This is a genomic window from Pseudomonas sp. HMSC057H01, from assembly GCF_001836405.1.
GTDB classification, from domain to species: Bacteria; Pseudomonadota; Gammaproteobacteria; order Pseudomonadales; family Pseudomonadaceae; genus Pseudomonas; species Pseudomonas aeruginosa.
Map to the genome: position 1 here is coordinate 12,729 of NZ_KV828432.1, position 17,661 is coordinate 30,389.

The 17,661-nt window shown below is 68.0% G+C and carries 20 protein-coding genes; 14 read left to right on the top strand and 6 right to left on the bottom strand.

Annotated elements, in window-relative coordinates; translation table 11 throughout:
* Nucleotides 1–29: 29 nt before the first annotated feature.
* Nucleotides 30–1,436 (bottom strand): nitrate/nitrite transporter NarK2, encoded by a 1,407-nt coding sequence (gene narK2, locus HMPREF2581_RS09615; RefSeq protein WP_003092963.1) that lies wholly within the window; start codon nucleotides 1,434–1,436, stop codon nucleotides 30–32.
* 12 nt (nucleotides 1,437–1,448) lie between these two features.
* Nucleotides 1,449–2,744, bottom strand: coding sequence for a nitrate/nitrite transporter (locus tag HMPREF2581_RS09620; RefSeq protein ID WP_003105298.1), 1,296 nt, complete (start codon nucleotides 2,742–2,744; stop codon nucleotides 1,449–1,451).
* Nucleotides 2,745–2,918: 174 nt separating this feature from the next.
* Here HMPREF2581_RS09620 and narX point away from each other — a divergent pair, with 174 nt between their 5' ends.
* The 10 genes from narX to HMPREF2581_RS09670 all read left to right on the top strand — a co-directional run bounded on the left by narX (nucleotide 2,919) and on the right by HMPREF2581_RS09670 (nucleotide 10,674).
* On the top strand, nucleotides 2,919–4,787 hold the full coding sequence (narX, locus tag HMPREF2581_RS09625; RefSeq protein ID WP_070867317.1) for a two-component system sensor histidine kinase NarX: 1,869 nt from the start codon (nucleotides 2,919–2,921) through the stop codon (nucleotides 4,785–4,787).
* Nucleotides 4,784–5,443, top strand: coding sequence for a two-component system response regulator NarL (narL, locus tag HMPREF2581_RS09630; protein ID WP_003092968.1), 660 nt, complete (start codon nucleotides 4,784–4,786; stop codon nucleotides 5,441–5,443). The genes narX and narL overlap by 4 nt, the downstream gene beginning before the upstream one ends.
* 84 nt (nucleotides 5,444–5,527) lie before the next feature.
* Nucleotides 5,528–5,923: an anaerobic/virulence modulator AnvM gene (gene anvM / locus HMPREF2581_RS09635; protein WP_003092971.1), complete on the top strand. Its 396-nt coding sequence runs from the start codon at nucleotides 5,528–5,530 to the stop codon at nucleotides 5,921–5,923.
* 165 nt (nucleotides 5,924–6,088) lie between these two features.
* On the top strand, nucleotides 6,089–6,553 hold the full coding sequence (locus HMPREF2581_RS09640; RefSeq protein WP_003092973.1) for a hypothetical protein: 465 nt from the start codon (nucleotides 6,089–6,091) through the stop codon (nucleotides 6,551–6,553).
* Between the two features lie 15 nt (nucleotides 6,554–6,568).
* Nucleotides 6,569–7,318 carry a class I SAM-dependent methyltransferase gene (locus HMPREF2581_RS09645; RefSeq protein WP_003137770.1) on the top strand — a complete coding sequence of 250 codons (750 nt, stop codon included), beginning with the start codon at nucleotides 6,569–6,571 and terminating at the stop codon, nucleotides 7,316–7,318.
* 87 nt (nucleotides 7,319–7,405) lie between these two features.
* Nucleotides 7,406–8,236, top strand: coding sequence for an SDR family oxidoreductase (locus HMPREF2581_RS09650; protein WP_003137768.1), 831 nt, complete (start codon nucleotides 7,406–7,408; stop codon nucleotides 8,234–8,236).
* Between the two features lie 20 nt (nucleotides 8,237–8,256).
* A complete protein-coding gene (locus HMPREF2581_RS09655) occupies nucleotides 8,257–8,643 on the top strand; it encodes a hypothetical protein (RefSeq protein WP_003113771.1) in 387 nt (128 codons plus the stop codon).
* Nucleotides 8,644–8,737: 94 nt separating this feature from the next.
* Nucleotides 8,738–9,394 carry a tyrosine phosphatase TpbA gene (tpbA, locus tag HMPREF2581_RS09660; protein ID WP_003111594.1) on the top strand — a complete coding sequence of 219 codons (657 nt, stop codon included), beginning with the start codon at nucleotides 8,738–8,740 and terminating at the stop codon, nucleotides 9,392–9,394.
* A 104-nt stretch (nucleotides 9,395–9,498) separates the two neighbouring features.
* The gene (locus tag HMPREF2581_RS09665) at nucleotides 9,499–10,398 is read left to right on the top strand and encodes a TIGR01459 family HAD-type hydrolase (RefSeq protein WP_003137765.1); all 900 of its coding nucleotides are present in this window, start codon (nucleotides 9,499–9,501) and stop codon (nucleotides 10,396–10,398) included.
* 30 nt (nucleotides 10,399–10,428) lie between these two features.
* A complete protein-coding gene (locus tag HMPREF2581_RS09670; RefSeq protein ID WP_003092978.1) occupies nucleotides 10,429–10,674 on the top strand; it encodes a YgjV family protein in 246 nt (81 codons plus the stop codon).
* A 58-nt stretch (nucleotides 10,675–10,732) separates the two neighbouring features.
* Here HMPREF2581_RS09670 and HMPREF2581_RS09675 read toward each other — a convergent pair whose 3' ends face one another.
* On the bottom strand, nucleotides 10,733–12,007 hold the full coding sequence (locus tag HMPREF2581_RS09675; protein ID WP_003092979.1) for a cation:proton antiporter: 1,275 nt from the start codon (nucleotides 12,005–12,007) through the stop codon (nucleotides 10,733–10,735).
* Nucleotides 12,008–12,448: 441 nt separating this feature from the next.
* On the opposite strand from HMPREF2581_RS09675, the gene HMPREF2581_RS09680 reads away from it, so the two are divergent.
* Genes HMPREF2581_RS09680 through HMPREF2581_RS09695 form a run of 4 tightly spaced genes read left to right on the top strand, consistent with a single transcriptional unit; the run spans nucleotide 12,449 to nucleotide 15,944 of the window.
* Nucleotides 12,449–13,171: an ABC transporter permease gene (locus HMPREF2581_RS09680; RefSeq protein ID WP_003092982.1), complete on the top strand. Its 723-nt coding sequence runs from the start codon at nucleotides 12,449–12,451 to the stop codon at nucleotides 13,169–13,171.
* Entirely contained in the window at nucleotides 13,171–14,106 is a 936-nt protein-coding gene (locus tag HMPREF2581_RS09685) for a glycine betaine ABC transporter substrate-binding protein (protein WP_003092983.1), read from the top strand. Before HMPREF2581_RS09680 ends, HMPREF2581_RS09685 begins: the two co-directional genes overlap by 1 nt.
* A complete protein-coding gene (locus HMPREF2581_RS09690) occupies nucleotides 14,106–14,768 on the top strand; it encodes an ABC transporter permease (RefSeq protein ID WP_003092985.1) in 663 nt (220 codons plus the stop codon). The genes HMPREF2581_RS09685 and HMPREF2581_RS09690 overlap by 1 nt, the downstream gene beginning before the upstream one ends.
* A gap of 12 nt (nucleotides 14,769–14,780) precedes the next feature.
* Nucleotides 14,781–15,944: an ABC transporter ATP-binding protein gene (locus HMPREF2581_RS09695; RefSeq protein WP_003092987.1), complete on the top strand. Its 1,164-nt coding sequence runs from the start codon at nucleotides 14,781–14,783 to the stop codon at nucleotides 15,942–15,944.
* Between the two features lie 127 nt (nucleotides 15,945–16,071).
* On the opposite strand, the gene HMPREF2581_RS09700 is transcribed toward HMPREF2581_RS09695, so the two are convergent.
* From HMPREF2581_RS09700 to HMPREF2581_RS09710, 3 genes are all read right to left on the bottom strand, one after another.
* The gene (locus HMPREF2581_RS09700; RefSeq protein WP_003113767.1) at nucleotides 16,072–16,980 is read right to left on the bottom strand and encodes an efflux RND transporter periplasmic adaptor subunit; all 909 of its coding nucleotides are present in this window, start codon (nucleotides 16,978–16,980) and stop codon (nucleotides 16,072–16,074) included.
* A 36-nt stretch (nucleotides 16,981–17,016) separates the two neighbouring features.
* Entirely contained in the window at nucleotides 17,017–17,217 is a 201-nt protein-coding gene (locus HMPREF2581_RS09705) for a DUF1656 domain-containing protein (RefSeq protein WP_003082823.1), read from the bottom strand.
* A partial coding sequence (locus HMPREF2581_RS09710) for an FUSC family protein (RefSeq protein WP_049263451.1) occupies nucleotides 17,207–17,661 on the bottom strand: 455 nt, incomplete at its 5' end. The genes HMPREF2581_RS09705 and HMPREF2581_RS09710, both read right to left, overlap by 11 nt.

A 17,661-nucleotide genomic window follows, 5' to 3' on the forward strand; every position in this document is an offset into this window, starting at 1 on the left:
GGGGTTGCCGCGGGCTGCTGCCGACGGACTCAACAGGGACTCTCCGCACCCTTGCGCGCGTACCACCACCAGGTGGCGACGATGCAGCTCAGGTAGTAGGCGATGAACACGTAGAGGGCGCCCTCGGCGCTGCCGGTCATGTGCAGCGAGGTGCCGAACGCCTTCGGGATGAAGAACCCGCCGAAGGCGCCGATGGCGGCGGAGAAGCCGATCACCGCGGCCGACTCCATGCTCGCGTTGCGCGCCGCGCCGGCTTCGTCGGCCTGGCCGTCGCGCACCCGCCGGGCCCACTCGTTGCGGAAGATCACCGGGATCATGCGGAAGGTGGAACCGTTGCCGATGCCGGCGAAGAAGAACAGCAGGATGAAGGCGCCAAGGAAGCCGAAGAAGTTGCCCTGGCCGCCGTCGCCCGGCAGGAAGGCGATCACCGTGAACACCCCGCCGATCATCAGTGCGTAGTTCCACAGGGTGATCCGCGCGCCGCCGAACTTGTCCGCCAGCCAGCCGCCCAGGGGCCGGCTGAGGGCGCCCACCAGCGGACCGAGGAAGGCGTATTGCAGCGGGTTGATGTCGGGGAACTGGGTCTTGCTGAGCATCGCGAAGCCGGCCGAGAAGCCGATGAACGAGCCGAAGGTGGCCACGTACAGCCAGCACATCAGCCAGTTGTGCTTGCGCTTGAAGATCACCGCCTGGTCGCGGAACGAGGCCTTGGCGTCGGCGATGTCGTTCATCCCGAACCAGGCCGCGACCGATACCACGGCGATGAACGGCACCCAGATCCAGCCGGCGTTCTGCAGCCACAGGCGACCGCCGTCGCCGAGCTGCTGCGGCTCGCCGCCGAAGGCGCCGAACAGGCCGCCGGCCACCGCCAGCGGCACGGCGAACTGCATCACCGAGACGCCGAGGTTGCCGAGCCCGGCATTCAGGCCGAGGGCGGTGCCCTGCTGGCTCTTCGGATAGAAGAAGCTGATGTTGGACATGCTCGAGGCGAAGTTGCCGCCGCCGAAGCCGCAGAGCAGCGCGATCAGGGCGAACACCCAGTACGGGGTGCTCGGGTCCTGCACGGCGAAGCCCAGCCAGATGCACGGGATCAGCATCGAGGCGGTGCTCAGGGCGGTCCAGCGACGGCCGCCGAAGATCGGCACCATGAACGAATAGAACACCCGCAGGGTGGCGCCGGAGATCGACGGCAGCGCCGCGAGCAGGAACAGCTGGTCGTTGCTGAAGGCGAAGCCGGCGCTGTTCAGGCGCACGGTCACCGTGCTCCAGATCATCCACACGGCGAAGGCGAGCAGCAGCGCGGGGATCGAGATCCACAGGTTGCGGCTGGCGATGCGCTTGCCGTTGCGCGCCCAGAACTCGGGGTCCTCGGGGCGCCAGTCGAGCAGCAGCGGTCCCCGTGCGGCTTTCAGTTGGGTATTGGCGATCATGCCCATGACGGCATTACCTCAGGAGTGGGTGGGAAGGGTGGGAGGAAGGTCGACGTCGGCCGAGGCGGCCTGGCCGTCGATGCGGCGTTGCTGCTTGATCGCGTAGTGCATCCAGACCATGCAGACCACGGTCAGGCCGAACAGCAACATGAAGCAGGAGGAGCGCACGCCGATGTGGTCGGCGGCGTAGCCGAACAGGATCGGCAGGCAGAAGCCGCCGAGGCCGCCGATCACCCCGACCATGCCGCCGACGGTGCCCATGTTGCTCGGGTAGTAGTCGTGGATGATCCGGTACACGCTGGCCTTGCCGAAGCCCTGGGCGATGCCGACGACGAACACCAGGAAGGTGAACAGCCAGACGTTCAGGCCGATACCCAGGCTGAGGTCGCCCTGGATGCCGTGGATGGTCATGGTGGTCTGCGGGTAGGAGAGGAAGAACAGGCACACCAGGCAGACCCAGAACACGCCCCAATTCACCGAGCGCGCGCCGTAGTGGTCGCTGAACCAGCCACCGAGGGCGCGGATCAGGCCGGACGGCAGGGTGAACAGCATGGTGATGAAGGACGCGGTCTTCAGGTCCAGGCCGTATTCGGCGATGTAGTACTTCGGCAGCCACAGGGCCAGGGCGACGAAGCCGCCGAAGACGAAGAAGTAGTACAGGCCGAAGCGCCAGACGCGCAGCTCGGCGAGCGGCGCCAGTTGCTTGGCCAGGGTCGGCCGCTGGCTGGCCTCGGCGGCACCCTTGAGGTGCGCCGGATCGGTCCAGGTGAACAGCCAGAACAGCACGGCGGTGACCAGCATGGCCACCGAGTAGACCTGCGGCACCATGCGCCAGCCGAAGGCAACCACGATCATCGGCGCCACCAGGTTGGTGATCGCCGCGCCGGCGTTGCCGGCGCCGAAGATGCCCATCGCGGTGCCCTGGCGCTCCTTCTCGAACCAGGCCGAGGTGTAGGCGATGCCGACCGCGAAGGAGCCGCCAGCCAGGCCGACGAACAGGCCGAGCACCAGGTAGTGCCAGTACTGGCTGGCGAAGGCCAGGCCGTAGATCGGGATGGCCACCAGCAGCATGTGGATGAAGAACACGATGCGGCCGCCGAAGCGGTCGGTGATCAGGCCCAGCGGCAGGCGCACCAGGGAGCCGGTGAGGATCGGCAGGGCGACCATCAGGCCGAACTGGGATTCGCTCAGGCCGAGCTCGTCCTTGATGCGGATGCCGATGATCGAAAACATCGTCCACACGGCGAAATTCACCGCGAAGGACAAGGTACTCATGCCGAGGACGGAGTACTGTTTCTGACGTAGGGAAGCCATGGCTAAACTCTCTGCACGGACAGCGTTCAGCGAGAGCCTAGGGAAGGTGTTCCTATGCAAATTTGATAGGAATCAATGAAATACCGGCCGTTCCGTGCCTAGATGCGCGCCCCTACCTCGAAAGAGGTATGGTCTGAATTATTGCGCAACCCACTGTTTTAAAAGGCTTTTCACATGAACAAGGCGACCGCGCCGGACGCTGACCAGCGGGACAGATTCTTTGGAGGTAGTGACAGGGCCGGAAAGCCGATCCTGCGCCGCTCCCTGGTAGTCCGCTTCGGCTGCTACCTCACCCTGCTGGTATCGCTGGCGCTGATCGGGATGTTCAGCGCCCTGCTCTTCGCCGACTACACGCACCAGGACGCCGCGGTGATCAACCACGCCGGCTCGTTGCGCATGCTCACCTACCGGGTCGCCCTGGAGCCCAGCCTGGAAGGCCGCCAGGCGCTGCTCGGGACCCTCGGCGAACGCCTCGACAGCGGCGACATCCGCCGCCTGCTGCAACGCCAGGACGCCGACGACCCGATCCGCCAGCTGCACCAGGAGCTGCGCGAGGGCCTGGCGCGCCTGGACCCGCGCGCGCTGCCCGGACGCGCCGTGCTGGACGCCTACGTCGGCGACATCGACCGTTTCGTCGGCATCCTCCAGGCCAAGGCCGAGCGCCGCTCGCAACTGCTCAGCACGGTGCAGGGCCTGTGCCTGTTCCTCAGCCTGCTGGTGGTGTTCGTCACCCTCTACGACCTCAGCTACCACGTCATCGGCCCGCTGCGCGAACTCACCAGCACCGCCCGCCGCCTGGGCCGCGGCGAGCTGGACGCGCGGGTCACCTACAGCGGCGAGGACGAACTGGCGCAACTGGGCGAGCGCTTCAACCAGATGGCCGGCGAGCTGAAGAGCATCTACGGCGACCTGGAAGAGCGCGTGGAGGACAAGACCCGCGCCCTCTCGCAGAGCCACCAGCGCCTCGAACTGCTCTACGCCAGTGCCCGCCGGCTGGGCGAGAACCCCTACGACAGCCGCACCCTGCAACCGCTGCTGAACCAGTTGGAGAAAGTGCTAGACGCCGGCCGCGTGACCCTCTGCCTGAACAAGGACGGGGTCGAGCGCGCCTACAGTTCGCTGACCACCACCGAGCGCCCGGCGGACTTCTGCCTGCAGGGCGACTGCGGTAGCTGCCGCGAGCAGGCCAGCGCCTGCGACCAACCCTCGTCCCTGGCCCAGCCATTGCTGATGCAGCCCCTGTCCATCGCCGGCCACCGTTTCGGCGAACTGTTCATCGAAAGCCGCAGCGGCCGCCTGGAGAACTGGCAGCAGCAACTGATCGAGACCTTCTGCGACAACATCGCCCGCACCTTCGCCCTGTCCCTGCAACAGGAACAGGAAAGCCGCCTGGCCCTGTTCGCCGAGCGCGGCACCATCGCCCGTGAACTGCACGACTCGCTGGCACAGTCGCTGTCCTACCTGAAGATCCAGGTCAGCCGCCTGGGCACCCTGCTCAAGCGCGAGGCGCCGGCGGAGAAGATCGAGGACACCCTCGACGAACTGCGCGAAGGCCTCAACGGCGCCTACCGGCAACTGCGCGAACTGCTCACCACCTTCCGCCTCAGCCTCGACGAGCCGAGCCTGGAAGCCGCGCTGGGGAACGCCGTGGCCGAGTTCGGCGAGCGCGGCGAGGTGGCGATCGAACTGGACAACCGCCTGCAACACGTGCCGCTGAGCCCCAACGAGGAAATCCACGTCCTGCAGATCGTCCGCGAGGCGCTCTCCAACGTGGTTCGCCATTCGCAGGCGCAACGGGCCTGGGTGCGCCTGAGCAGCCAGGCCGACGGCCAGGTGAGCATCGCCGTAGAGGACGATGGCGTCGGCTTTGATCCGCAGCAGAACCGCAGCGGCCACTATGGGCTTACCATCACGCAGGAGCGCGGCCAGACCCTCGGCAGCCAGTTGCGCTTCGAAGCGCGCGCGCCCCACGGCACGCGAGTGCTCTTCAGCTTCGTGCCGACCGCCCTGCAACCCTCCGCCGCCAAGGAGCCGACCCCATGACGGACATGCCAGCCACCGCCGACGAACCGGTTCGCCTGCTGCTGGTGGACGACCATCCGATGATGCGCAAGGGCGTCGCCCAGTTGCTCGAACTGGAAGACGACCTCAGCGTGGTCGGCGAGGCCGGCAGCGGCGAGGAGGCCCTGCGCCTGGCCGCCGAGCTGGACCCGGACATGATCCTGCTGGACCTGAACATGAAGGGCATGAACGGCCTGGACACCCTGCGCGCGTTGCGCGAGGCCGGAGTCGACGCGCGCATCGTGGTGTTCACCGTGTCCGACGACAAGGGCGACGTGGTCAACGTCCTGCGCGCCGGCGCCGACGGCTACCTGCTCAAGGACATGGAGCCGGAGCGCCTGCTCGAGCACATCCGCCAGGCCGCCACCGGACAGATGACCCTGAGCCCGCAGTTGACCCAGATCCTCGCCCAGGCCCTGCGGGGCGACGACCGCTCGAAGAGCCTCGACGAGCTGACCGAGCGCGAACGGCAGATCCTCCGCCAGATCGCCCACGGCTACAGCAACAAGATGATCGCGCGAAAGCTGGACATCACCGAAGGCACGGTGAAGGTCCATGTCAAGCGGGTGCTGCACAAGCTCGGCATGCGTTCGCGGGTCGAGGCCGCGGTGTGGGCGGTGGAGAACGACCTGGTGTAAGCCGCGCGCGGGCTTGATTCCGGTCAAGAAATCCACCGCGGCGCTGCGTCGATACTGGCGGCTTCCTTCCACGAGGCGCCCGTCATGATGTTCGAACGCAGCCCCGACGATCCCCTTCCCCTGGTCTACGCCTGCTCCGGCTGCTCCAACGTGGCGCAACTGGCCAACGATCTCGCGCTGCGCCTGGATCGCGCCCGGCTGGCGGAGATGTCCTGCATCGCCGGAGTCGGCGGCGACGTCCCGCTGCTGGTCCGCCGGGCCCGCTCCGGGCGACCGATCCTGGCCCTCGACGGTTGCCCGCTGCATTGCGTGAAAGGCTGCCTGGCGCGCCACGAGGTAGTCCCGACCCTGCACCTGACCCTCAGCGAACACGGCCTGAAGAAGCGCTACGGCGAGGACTGCGAGGCGCAGGACGCCGAGCGCCTGTTCGTCGAGCTGGAGCGTCTGCTGACGCCGGGCGGCAAGCGCCGCTGCGAATGACGGCGCGGCCGGGGGCGGCGGCTATCCTGCCGAAACCCGCATCCCCGCCTTTCGGCCTCCCTCGCGCATATCGCGGCGCCTCCGCCGCGTAAGCGTGCCCGTACCGCCTGCGATACGCAGCAGTGCGCTAGGATGTCCCCTCGGCTTCGAAGAAAGGACATTTCAATGCTGATCGGTGCGCTGCTGGTTCTCACCTGGGTCATCCTCCTCGTCCGATACCCGGCCAAGGCCCTGCCGGTCTCCCTGGCGGCTCTCGCCGGGCTGGGCCTGGTGGCGGCCTGGGTGATCTGGCAGGACAACGACGAAAGCCGCCACCTGCAACGCCAGGAACTGCGCCTGAGCTATGCGCCGGAACGCTGTCCGGTGGACCGACCGCTGGCGGTCGAGCTGAAGAACGGCAGCGACCGTCCGTTGCTGGAGCTACGCTGGAGGATCGCCGCCTACCGCCCCGGCGACAGCGTCAACCTGGCCGACACCAGCTTCGACAGCCCGCGCTACCGGGCGCCGAACGCCCTGCTCGGCGGCGACAGCTGGCACGACTGCCTGCCGCTGCCGCCGCTGCGTCCGGGCTATCGCGCCAGCACCCTGGAATTCCGCGCCGAACGCCTGGACGGGCGTTTCGGCAACTGACCGAGGGAGGACCCGATGGAAACCCGCCGTCTGTTCGACCAGGGCTCCGCTGCCTACGCCAGCGCCCGCCCGCGTTATCCCGATGCGCTCTACCGCCATCTCGCCGGGCTCTGCGGCCAGCGCCGGCGCGCCTGGGACTGCGCCACCGGTACCGGCCAGGCCGCGCTCGGCCTGGCGCAGCACTTCGGCGAAGTCCTCGCCAGCGACACCAGCGCGCAGCAGATCGAACACGCCGTTATCCATCCGGGTATCCGCTACAGCGTGCAGGACGCCGAAGCCACCGACTATCCCGACGCCGCCTTCGACCTGGTCTGCGTAGCCCAGGCCTGGCACTGGTTCGACCACTCGCGCTTCAACCGCGAGCTGCTGCGCGTGCTGCGTCCCGGCGGCGTGTTCGCCGCCTGGGGCTACGGCTGGTTCAGCATCGACGCGCAGATCGATGCCGCCATCGACGAGGAATACCTGCGCCCGATCGGCCCGTACTGGGCGCAACAGAACCGCCTGCTGTGGAACGCCTACCGGGATGTCGAGCTGCCGCTGGGCGAACTCCCCGCGCCGGCCTTCGTCATCGAGCAACAATGGAGCCTGGCCCGGTTGTTCGACTACATGGCCACCTGGTCGGCCAGCCGCCTGTGCCGCGAGGCGCAGGGCAACGCTTTCGTGCGCCAGGCCCTGCAACGGGTCGCCGCGCTCTGGGGCGAGCCGACCTCGACACGCAGGGTTCGCATGCCGCTGGCGCTGCGGATCGCGCGCAAGGACGCCTGACCGAGCCTTCGGGCGGTTTTCCGCGGCCGGCGAATCCAGTACGGTAGGCCGCCCTCCTTCCAACTCCCAGCCAAGGAACGCCGCCCCATGAGCCAACCCGTCGCCTTCGTCACCGGCTGCTCCAGCGGCATCGGCCGCGCCCTCGCCGACGCCTTCCAGCGCGCCGGCTACCGGGTCTGGGCCAGCGCACGCAAGGAAGACGACGTGCGCGCCCTGGCCGAGGCCGGCTTCCAGGCGGTGCAACTGGACGTCAACGACGCCGCCGCGCTGGCCCGTCTGGCCGAGGAGCTGGAAGTCGAAACCGCCGGCCTCGACGTGCTGGTCAACAACGCCGGCTACGGCGCCATGGGTCCGCTGCTGGACGGCGGCGTCGACGCCATGCGCCGGCAGTTCGAGACCAACGTGTTCGCCGTGGTCGGCGTGACCCGCGCACTGTTCCCGCTACTGAGGCGCAAGTCCGGCCTGGTGGTGAACGTCGGCAGCGTCTCCGGCGTGCTGGTCACGCCCTTCGCCGGCGCCTACTGCGCCTCCAAGGCCGCGGTGCATGCGCTGAGCGATGCCCTGCGCCTGGAACTAGCACCGTTCGGCGTCGAGGTGCTGGAAGTGCAGCCGGGCGCCATCGCCTCGAACTTCGGCGCCAGCGCCAGCCGCGAGATGGACAGCGTGGTCGACGAACGCTCGCCCTGGTGGCCGTTGCGCCGGCAGATCCAGGCGCGCGCCGCGGCATCCCAGGACAATCCCACGCCCGCCGAAGACTTCGCCCGCCAGTTGCTCGCCGCCGTGCAGCGCCGTCCGCGCCCGCCGCTGGTGCGCATCGGCAATGGCAGCCGGGCCCTGCCGGCGCTGGCCCGCTGGATGCCGCGCGGCCTGCTGGAGCGGCTGCTGAAGAAGCGCTTCGGCCTCGACACGCGCCTCTGAAACCGCCAGGAGATACCGCTATGGGCGACCGCCTTGCCGTACCCATCCGTTACTACGCCCTGGCCGGGATCGCCGCGGCGATCCTGCTCAACGTGCTGCTGCGCGGGGTGGTCCGCTTCGGCGGCCTGCCGGCCAGCCTGCTGATCGCCGCGCTGGTCGCCGGCGGCCTGGCCTGGTGGTTCGCCCGCGCGCAGCGGCGCTGGCCGACCTGGGGCGAGCGCTTGCGCCTGGTCGCCCTGTATGGCGGAGTGCTCGGGGTCCTTTACCTGCTACTGGTCGGCCTCGCCTCGCTGAAAGGCGATCCCAGCCCGGCGGCACTGCTCATCGTGGTGCTGCACTACCTGTGCTATCCGGCGCTGTTGCTGGTGTTCTTCTCCGGCAGGGTCTATGGATTCTTCCTGCGCTGACGGGTGAAGCTGCCTCAACGAATTCTTCACATTCTCTTCAGCTCGGCTTGACCCGCCCTCGCCTAGTGTTGGCCACCCACCGCACGAGGCCGACATGCACCGTTCACCGCTCGCCTGGCTCCGCCTGCTCCTCGCCGCCGTGCTCGGCGCCTTCCTGCTCGGCGGCCCGCTGCATGCCGCCGAGACTGCCGCCCCGCGTTCGCCAGCCTGGGCGCAAGCGGTCGACCCGTCGATCAACCTCTACCGCATGAGCCCCACCCTCTATCGCAGCGCGCTGCCCAACGCACAGAGCGTCGCGCTGCTGCAACGCCTGCAGGTGAAGACGGTGGTCAGCTTCATCAAGGACGACGACCGCGCCTGGCTGGGCCAGGCTCCGGTGCGGGTGGTCAGCCTGCCGACCCACGCCGACCGGGTCGACGACGCCGAGGTGCTCAGCGTCCTCCGCCAGTTGCAGGCCGCCGAGCGCGAAGGCCCGGTACTGATGCACTGCAAGCACGGCAACAACCGCACCGGACTGTTCGCCGCCATGTACCGCATCGTCGTGCAGGGCTGGGACAAGCAGGCCGCGCTGGAGGAAATGCAGCGCGGCGGGTTCGGCGACGAGGACGACATGCGCGACGCCAGCGCCTATGTGCGCGGCGCCGACGTCGACGGCCTGCGCCTGGCGATGGCCAACGGCGAATGCAGCCCATCGCGCTTCGCCCTCTGCCATGTGCGCGAGTGGATGGCCCAGGCGCTCGACCGGCCGTAAACACGCGCAGGGCCGAAAGGCTTGGTCCCGTCACGCAAGTTTGGCACCCTTGGGACTCGCCGCCGCACGCGGCGGCCCACTTCGACAGCCGCGACGAGACTCCCATGAGCGATGCCCCGACCTCCCCGCGCTTCAGCGCCGCCACCAGCACCCGCCTGCTCGACCATGCGCAACTGGAGACGCTCTGCGCCGACTATGACGGCTTCCTTCTCGATCTCTGGGGCGTAGTGATGGACGGCGCCGAGGCGTTCCCCGGCGCCCTCGCCTGGCTCGCCCGGCGGCACGCCGAAGGCCGCCCGGTCTGGTTCCTCAGCAACTCGTCCAGCAGCGTGGTGGAAATGAGCGCCGGGCTCGAGCGCCTGGGCATCCGGCGCGACTGGTTCGCCGGCATCACCACGTCCGGCCAGTTGACTATCGACGCCCTGCTGCAAACCGCCGAATACCGGCGTGGCGGTATCTACCTGGCCGGCGTCGGCCTGGCCCAGCAGAGCTGGCCGGCGGAAATCCGCGAGCGCTTCGTCGACGACATCACCCAGGCGGCGCTGATCGTCGGCGTCGGCAGCTTTCCCCAGGAAGAACTGGAACAGCGCTTCGCGCCCCTGCGCGGCGCCACCGACCTGCCGTTCCTCTGCGCCAACCCGGACCGCGTGGTGGTTTCCGGCGGCCGCACGGTATACGGCGCGGGCATGCTCGCCGAGCTGTTCAGCGAGGAAGGCGGCCAGGTCAGTTGGTACGGCAAGCCCGACCCGGCGGCCTTCCGCATCGCCCAGCGGCAACTGGAAGCGCGCGGCGCGCGGCACATCCTGTTCGTCGGCGACTCGCTGGTGACCGACGTCCCCGGCGCCCTCGCCGCGCGCATCGATACCCTCTGGCTGGGCGCCACCGGCATCCACCGCGAAGCCCTGGGCGCCGAGTTCAACGGGGCGCTCGACGAGGAACGGGTCAGGTCGCTGCTGCACGGCTATCCGATCCGACCGCACTTTGCCGCGCCAGGGCTGGTCTGACCCCTCAAAGGTCGGAAAAAGGATGCGCGCATGCATTGGCTGGACTACCTGCAATGGCCCGCCATGCTGGTCACGGTGGTGGCCGCCTGGCTGGTGGCGTCGGCGCACCGGCGAAGACGCAAGGTCGGCTTCTGGGTGTTCCTCGCCAGCAACCTGCTGTGGATCGCCTGGGGCCTGTACGCCCAGGCCTATGCCCTGATCCTGCTGCAGGTCTGCCTGGCGGCGATGAACCTGCGCGGCACCCATCGCAACGAAGCGCCACAGGACAGCGCCTGATGGCCGCCAACGAAAACGCCCGCCATGACGGCGGGCGCTCGCCTTACGAAGGCTGCGCTCAGTGCGCCCCCTCGCTTTTCTCCAGCGGCTGGCCGGCGTAGATACGACGCACCAGCGGGCCGATGGAAAGCCCCTGGAGCAGGATCGATACCAGCACCACGATGTAGGTCAGGCTGAGGATCAGGTCGCGCTCCGGCCCCAGCGGCAGGGACAGCGCCAGCGCCACCGAGACGCCGCCGCGCAGCCCGCCCCAGACCAGGATGCGGATGGTGCCCGCCGGTACCTGCCGGTTGGCGCCACGGAAACGGCGCAGGACCAGGATCGCCGGCCCCACCGTGAGCAGGCGCGAGACCAGCACCGCGCCGCCGAGAGCGAAGGCCGCCGCCACGTGCAGCCAGGAGAACGGCAACAGCAGCAGCTCCAGGCCGATCAGGGCGAACAGTAGGGCGTTGAGGATCTCGTCGATCAGCTCCCAGAACTTGTCCACGTAGCGCCGGGTCTCGTCCGACATCGCGTAGTGGCGTCCGTGGTTGCCGATGATCAGCCCGGCCACCACCATCGCGATCGGCGCCGATACGTGCAGGCGCGCGGCCAGCGCGGCGCCGCCGATGACCAGGGCGAGGGTCAGCATGACCTCCACCTGGTACTGGTCGATGCCGCGCATCATCACGAACACGCCGTAGCCGAGCACCGCGCCGAAAAGCACGCCGCCGATGGCTTCCTGGACGAAGAGGATCGCCGTGGCACTGACCGTGGGCGCCTCGCCGAGCTGGAGGATGCCGAGGATGATGGCGAACACCACCACCGCGGTGCCGTCGTTGAACAGCGACTCGCCGACGATGGTGGTCGCCAGCGGTTTCGGCGCGCCGGCGGACTTGAGGATGCCGAGCACGGCGATGGGGTCGGTCGGCGAGATCAGCGCGCCGAACAGCAGGCAGTAGATGAAATCCACCTGCCAGCCGAACAGCGGGAAGGTGTAGTAGGCCAGGCCACCGATGACGAAGGTGGCGATCAGCACCCCGGCGGTGGCTAGCAGGCCGATCGGCCACTTGTAGCTGCGCAGGTCGGAGAGGTCGACGTGCAGTGCGCCGGCGAACAGCAGCGCGGGCAGGAACCAGGTCATCAGCACTTCGGAGAAGTCGATGCGGCGGATGATTTCCTGCATCTCCACCTCGAGGATCGGATAGCCCAGTTCCGACAGACCCTGGACGATCAGCGAGAACACCAGCGCCGTGGCCATCACGCCGATGGTCGGCGGCAGGCGGATGAAGCGGTAGTTGACGTAGGTGAGCAAGGTGGTCAAGGCAATGAATGCCGCGACGAGATCGAGCATGACGCGGGGTACTCCCTTAGCAGAAGGTAAAACACCTACCCCAAAAGGCCGATCCGTGAACCGTGGGGTGCGAATGTCTGGAAAAGCCCGAGAAAATTTCGGAACCCGCATCATAACCGCAGAAAAGCCCTGGGCGTCGAGCGCACCGATACGGTGCATGGCGCGCCGCCGACGCGGCAACGCCCTTCTCGCCCGCTCCCCCGGGAAAATTTCTTCGTTCGCCGCCAGCCCAGGCGAGACGGCGGCTGCGGCCGCTTGCCCAGGCCCGGTCATGGCACAAGCATGGCCGTTTCGTTGAACCTCCGCGAACGACGAACGGTCAACCCTTTCAGGGTCGGCAATTCGGTGCCCATCCGAAGCCTTTGATTTCCGGCCTGTTTCCGCGCTTCGACGAAGCGCCCGAGAGCGTAGCCAACGCTCATTCCGAAGGGAGTCCCGACCATGGTGAAAACCTGTGGCAAGGCCCTGCTCGGCCTCTGCGCCGCAGCCGCCGTACTGGCCTTGCTGATCCACTGGATCACCCCCGCGACCATCCTCCACTACCGCGAGGACCTGCTGTTCTACTTGCAGGCCCACCTGGTGCTGGTCTTCAGTTCGATGGCGGCCGCCCTGCTGGTCGGCGTGCCGGCCGGCATCCTGCTCAGCCGTCCCGGCATGCAGGCCCAGGCCGAACGCCTGATGCAGGTGTTCAACGTCGGCAACACCATCCCGCCGCTGGCGGTGCTGGCCATCGCCCTGGCGATCATCGGCATCGGCAACGGCCCGGCGATCCTCGCCCTGTTCCTCGCCTCGCTGCTGCCGATCGTGCGCAACACCTACGAGGGCCTGCGCAATGTCTCGCCGGCGCTGAAGGAAGCCGCCACCGGCATCGGCATGACGCCCAACCAGGTGCTGCTGCGGGTGGAACTGCCGAACGCGGTGCCGATCATCGTCGGCGGCGTGCGCGTGGCCCTGGCGCTGAACGTCGGCTCCGCGCCGCTGGCGTTCCTGATCGGCGCCAACAGCCTGGGCAGCCTGATCTTCCCCGGCATCTACCTGAACAACCACCAGCAACTGCTGCTCGGCGCCGCCTGCACGGCGCTCCTCGCCCTGCTGCTGGACGCCCTGGTGGTGCTGTTCAGCCGCATGTTCCTGGAACGCGGCCTGACCGCCAAGGAGGCCTGATGAACCGACTGATCCGCTCACTCTGCCTGGCCTGCGCCGGCCTGCTCGCCGCCGGCCTGGCGCAGGCGGAAACCCTGCGCATCGGCGGCAAGACCTTCACCGAGCAGCGCATCCTCACCGCCATCACCGCGCAGTTCCTGCAGAAGCGCGGCTACGACGTGACGGTCACCACCGGCCTGGGCAGCACCCTGGCCCGCGCCGCCCAGGAAAGCGGCCAACTGGATATCGTCTGGGAATACACCGGCTCGTCGCTGATCGTCTACAACCACATCGACGAGAAGCTCGACGCCGCGGCTTCCTACCGCCGGGTCAAGCAACTCGACGAAGCCCAGGGCCTGGTCTGGCTGAAGCCGACCCGCTTCAACAACACCTATGCCCTGGCCATGCCCGAGGAACAGGCCGAGCGCCTGGGCATCCAGAGCGTCAGCGACCTCGCGCGGGTGCTCGCCGAACAGCAGGAGGCCGAGCCCGGGAGCACCCACCTGTTCGCCATGGACCCGGAGTTCGCCGGCCGCCCCGACGGCCTCGGCCCCATGAGCGAGCTGTACGGCCTGCACTTCACCCGCAACGACATCCGCCAGATGGACGCCGGGCTGGTCTACACCGCGCTGAAGAACCGCCAGGTGTTCCTCGGCCTCGTCTACACCACCGACGGCCGCCTGAAGGATTTCAAGCTGCGCGTGCTGAAGGACGACAAGCAGTACTTCCCCTTCTACAACGCCGCCCCGGTGGTGCGTAAGGAGGTCATGCAGCGCCATCCGGAGTTCGCCACGCTGTTCGATCCGATCATCGAGCGGCTCGACGACGCCACCATGCAGGCGCTCAACGCGCGGGTCGATATCGAGCAGCAGACGCCACAGAAGGTCGCCGCCGACTTCCTCCGCGAACACCGCCTGCTCGACGACGGCCAGGCCGGCCAGGGAGGTAGCCAGTAATGGACTTCTTCAGCGTGCTTTCCCATCTCGACTGGTCCCAGGTCGGCCAGCTCACCCTCCAGCACCTGCTGCTGGTACTGGTCGCCGTAGGCCTGGCGATCCTCGTCGGCGTGCCGCTGGGCGTGCTGATGACCCGCTTCACGTGGCTGGCCGGCCCGTTGCAGGGCGCCGCCACGGTGATGCTGACCATCCCCTCGATCGCCCTGTTCGGCCTGCTGATGCCGGTCTACTCGGTATTCGGCCAGGGCCTCGGGCCGCTGCCGGCGATCACCGCGGTGTTCCTCTATTCGCTGCTGCCGATCCTGCGCAACACCTACCTTGCCCTGACCGGCGTCGAAGCAGGCATCCGCGAGGCCGGCAAGGGCATCGGCATGACCTTCTGGCAACGCCTGCGGATGGTCGACATTCCCCTCGCGGTGCCGGTGATCCTCGCCGGCGTACGCACCGCCGTGGTGATGAACATCGGCGTGATGACCATCGCCGCGGTGATCGGCGCCGGCGGCCTGGGCGTGCTGATCCTCACTTCCATCAGCCAGAGCAACATGCCGATGCTGGTGGTCGGCGCGGTACTGGTCAGCCTCCTGGCCATCGTCGCCGACCTGCTGCTGCAATGGCTGCAACGCATCCTCACCCCCAAGGGACTGCGCGCCAGCGCGCACTGACAGGAGCCGAACATGATCGAACTGGACAAGCTCAGCAAGACCTTCACCCAGAAGAACGGCAAGGAGTTCCGCGCCGTCGATTCCGTCAGCCTGACCGTGGAGAAAGGCGAGATCTGCGTCTTCCTCGGCCCCTCCGGCTGCGGCAAGACCACCACCCTGAAGATGATCAACCGGATCATCCCGCCGACCTCCGGCCGCGTGCTGATCGACGGCCAGGACACCGCGGACCTCGACGAAGTCACCCTGCGCCGCCACATCGGCTACGTGATCCAGCAGATCGGCCTGTTCCCGAACATGACCATCGAGGAAAACATCATGGTCGTGCCGCGCCTGCTCGGCTGGGACAAGGCGCGCTGCAAGGAGAAGGCCCGCGAGCTGATGAGCATGGTCAAGCTGGAGCCCAAGCAGTACCTGCAACGCTACCCGCGCGAACTCTCCGGCGGCCAGCAGCAGCGCGTCGGGGTGATCCGCGCGCTGGCGGCGGACGCGCCGCTGCTGCTGATGGACGAGCCGTTCGGCGCGGTCGATCCGATCAACCGCGAGTCGATCCAGAACGAGTTCTTCGAGATGCAGCGCAAGCTCGGCATGACCGTGATCATGGTCAGCCACGACATCGACGAAGCCATCAAGCTGGGCGACAAGGTGGCGGTGTTCAAGAGCGGCCGGCTGCTCCAGTACGACCACCCGGATACCCTGCTGGCGCACCCGGCGGACGAGTTCGTCAGCGCCTTCACCGGCCAGGACAGCACGCTCAAGCGCCTGCTCCTGGTGCGCGCCGAGGACGCCGCCGACAGCAGCCTGGTCACCGCCCGGCCGCAGACCCCGGTGGCCGAGGCGCTGGAACTGATGGACGAGAACGACCGGCGCTATCTGATCGTGGTGGATGACCAGGGCAAGGGCCTGGGCTACGTGCGACGCAAGGACCTGCGCCGCCAGGAAGGCACCTGCGAACCGTTCGTCACCCCGTTCCGGGTCACCGCCAGCCACGACGAGCACCTGCGCATCCTGTTGTCGCGGATGTACGAGTTCAACAGCTCCTGGCTGCCGGTGCTCGACCCCGACCAGCAGTTCCTCGGCGAGGTCACCCAGGAGTCCATCGCCGACTACCTCAGCTCCGGCCGCTCGCGCGGCGGCAGGGGCCTGATCGTGTCGCCGGCCGAACAGGTCGGAGCCTAGGCCGCCGGGTGGATATTCACCACCGGCAGCCGCCAACCGCAGCGTATTCCTGGCGAGTGGCGCCCTCTTCCGCCCCGCCGAAACGAAAAAGCCCGGCATCCGCCGGGCTTCTCCATGCCTCTTTCGCTCAACCGGCCCGCCCCGGCGCCTGCGCCGCCGAGGCCTGGTCGTCGCGCCCTTGTGGCTTGACGATCACCGTGCAGGTGATCCCCGCCGAGAGCAGCACGCCGTCCGGCACTTCGTCGATGTGTACCCGCACCGGCACGCGCTGGGCCAGGCGCACCCAGTTGAAAGTGGGGTTGACGTCGGCGGTCAGCTCGCGGCTTTCCGGGTTGTCGCGGTCGTAGATACCGCGGGCGATGCTTTCCACGTGGCCCTTGAGGTGTTCGCCGCTCATCAGCTGCATGTCCACCGGGTCGCCTTCGCGGATGTACGGCAGCTTGGTTTCCTCGAAGTAGCCGTAGACCCAGTAGGAGTTCTTGTCGATCACCGCCATCTTCGCCTCGCCGACCCGCGCGTAGTCGCCACGGTGCACGTTGAGGTTGGTGACGTAGCCGTCGACCTGCGCCACCACCCGGGTGCGCTCCAGGTTCAGGCGCGCGGCGTCGAGCTGGGCCTTGGCCTGCTCGTAGTCGGCCATCGCCGCGGCGGCGGTGTTGTGGGCGTCGTCGCGGCTTTCGCGGGAGACCACCATCTCATCCATTTCCGCGCGCCGCCGGGCGTTCAGCTGGCGCATCTCCAGGGTCGCCTTGCGCGAGGCGACCAGCGACTCGGCCTGCTTCACCGCGATGCGGTAGTGGTCGGGGTCGATCTGCATCAGCAGGTCGCCTTTCTTCACCAACTGGTTGTCGCGCACCGGGACGTCGACGACGATCCCGGAAACGTCGGCGGCGACATTGATCACGTCGGCGCGCACGCGACCGTCGCGGGTCCAGGGGGTGTCCATGTAGTTGACCCACAGGGTCCGCCCGATGAATACGGCGACCAACAGGATCAGCAGGGTCGCCAGCAGGCTGATTACGGATTTCAAGGTCATGGTCGGCTCACGATAACGAAGAGGTGCGCTACCGCCTCAGCGGTAGATGGTCAGGGACAGGCCGCCGTACAGGCAGGCGAACAGGCTGACCCGGAACAGCGCCGGGTGCCAGGTGAAGCGATACAGGCCAACCGAGGCGAAGATCCGGTCGAGGCCCCAGGTGAGCGCCGCGGCGATCACGAACAACAGCGTCAGGGTCGGCATGTAGACCCCATGGATGGCGATTTCACGAGGCATGGACGGTACCTTGGCCGCTCGTCCGACCGGCCAGTTCGGTCAGCGGCGAGGTCGGCGCGAGCAAGGAAGAACGGATGAAGTGCAGGTAGCTGCGCACCCGCCGTAGCGGCGAGCTGTCGAAGTGCGGCGCGCAGGGTTCGTCGGTGTGCCTGGCCGCGTGGATGGCCTGGTCGACGGCCGCCAGGGCGCGCTCCAGGTTCTCCGCGCCAGGGCGCACGAACAGTCGGATCAGGGCCCGCCCCATGGCGCGGATCGCCTGGCGCCAGGGCATGGCCTCGGCGTAGCAGGGTTCGTCCGGCAGGCGCTCCTGCTCGCGACGCAGCTCGATGATCGCGTGGCCGACCTCGAGCACCAGGAACATCCAGCGCAGCAGGCCGCGCTGCACGTCCGGGCGCCCGGCAGCGACGCCATAGGCCTGGTTCAGCAGGTCGCGGGTGCCGCTTT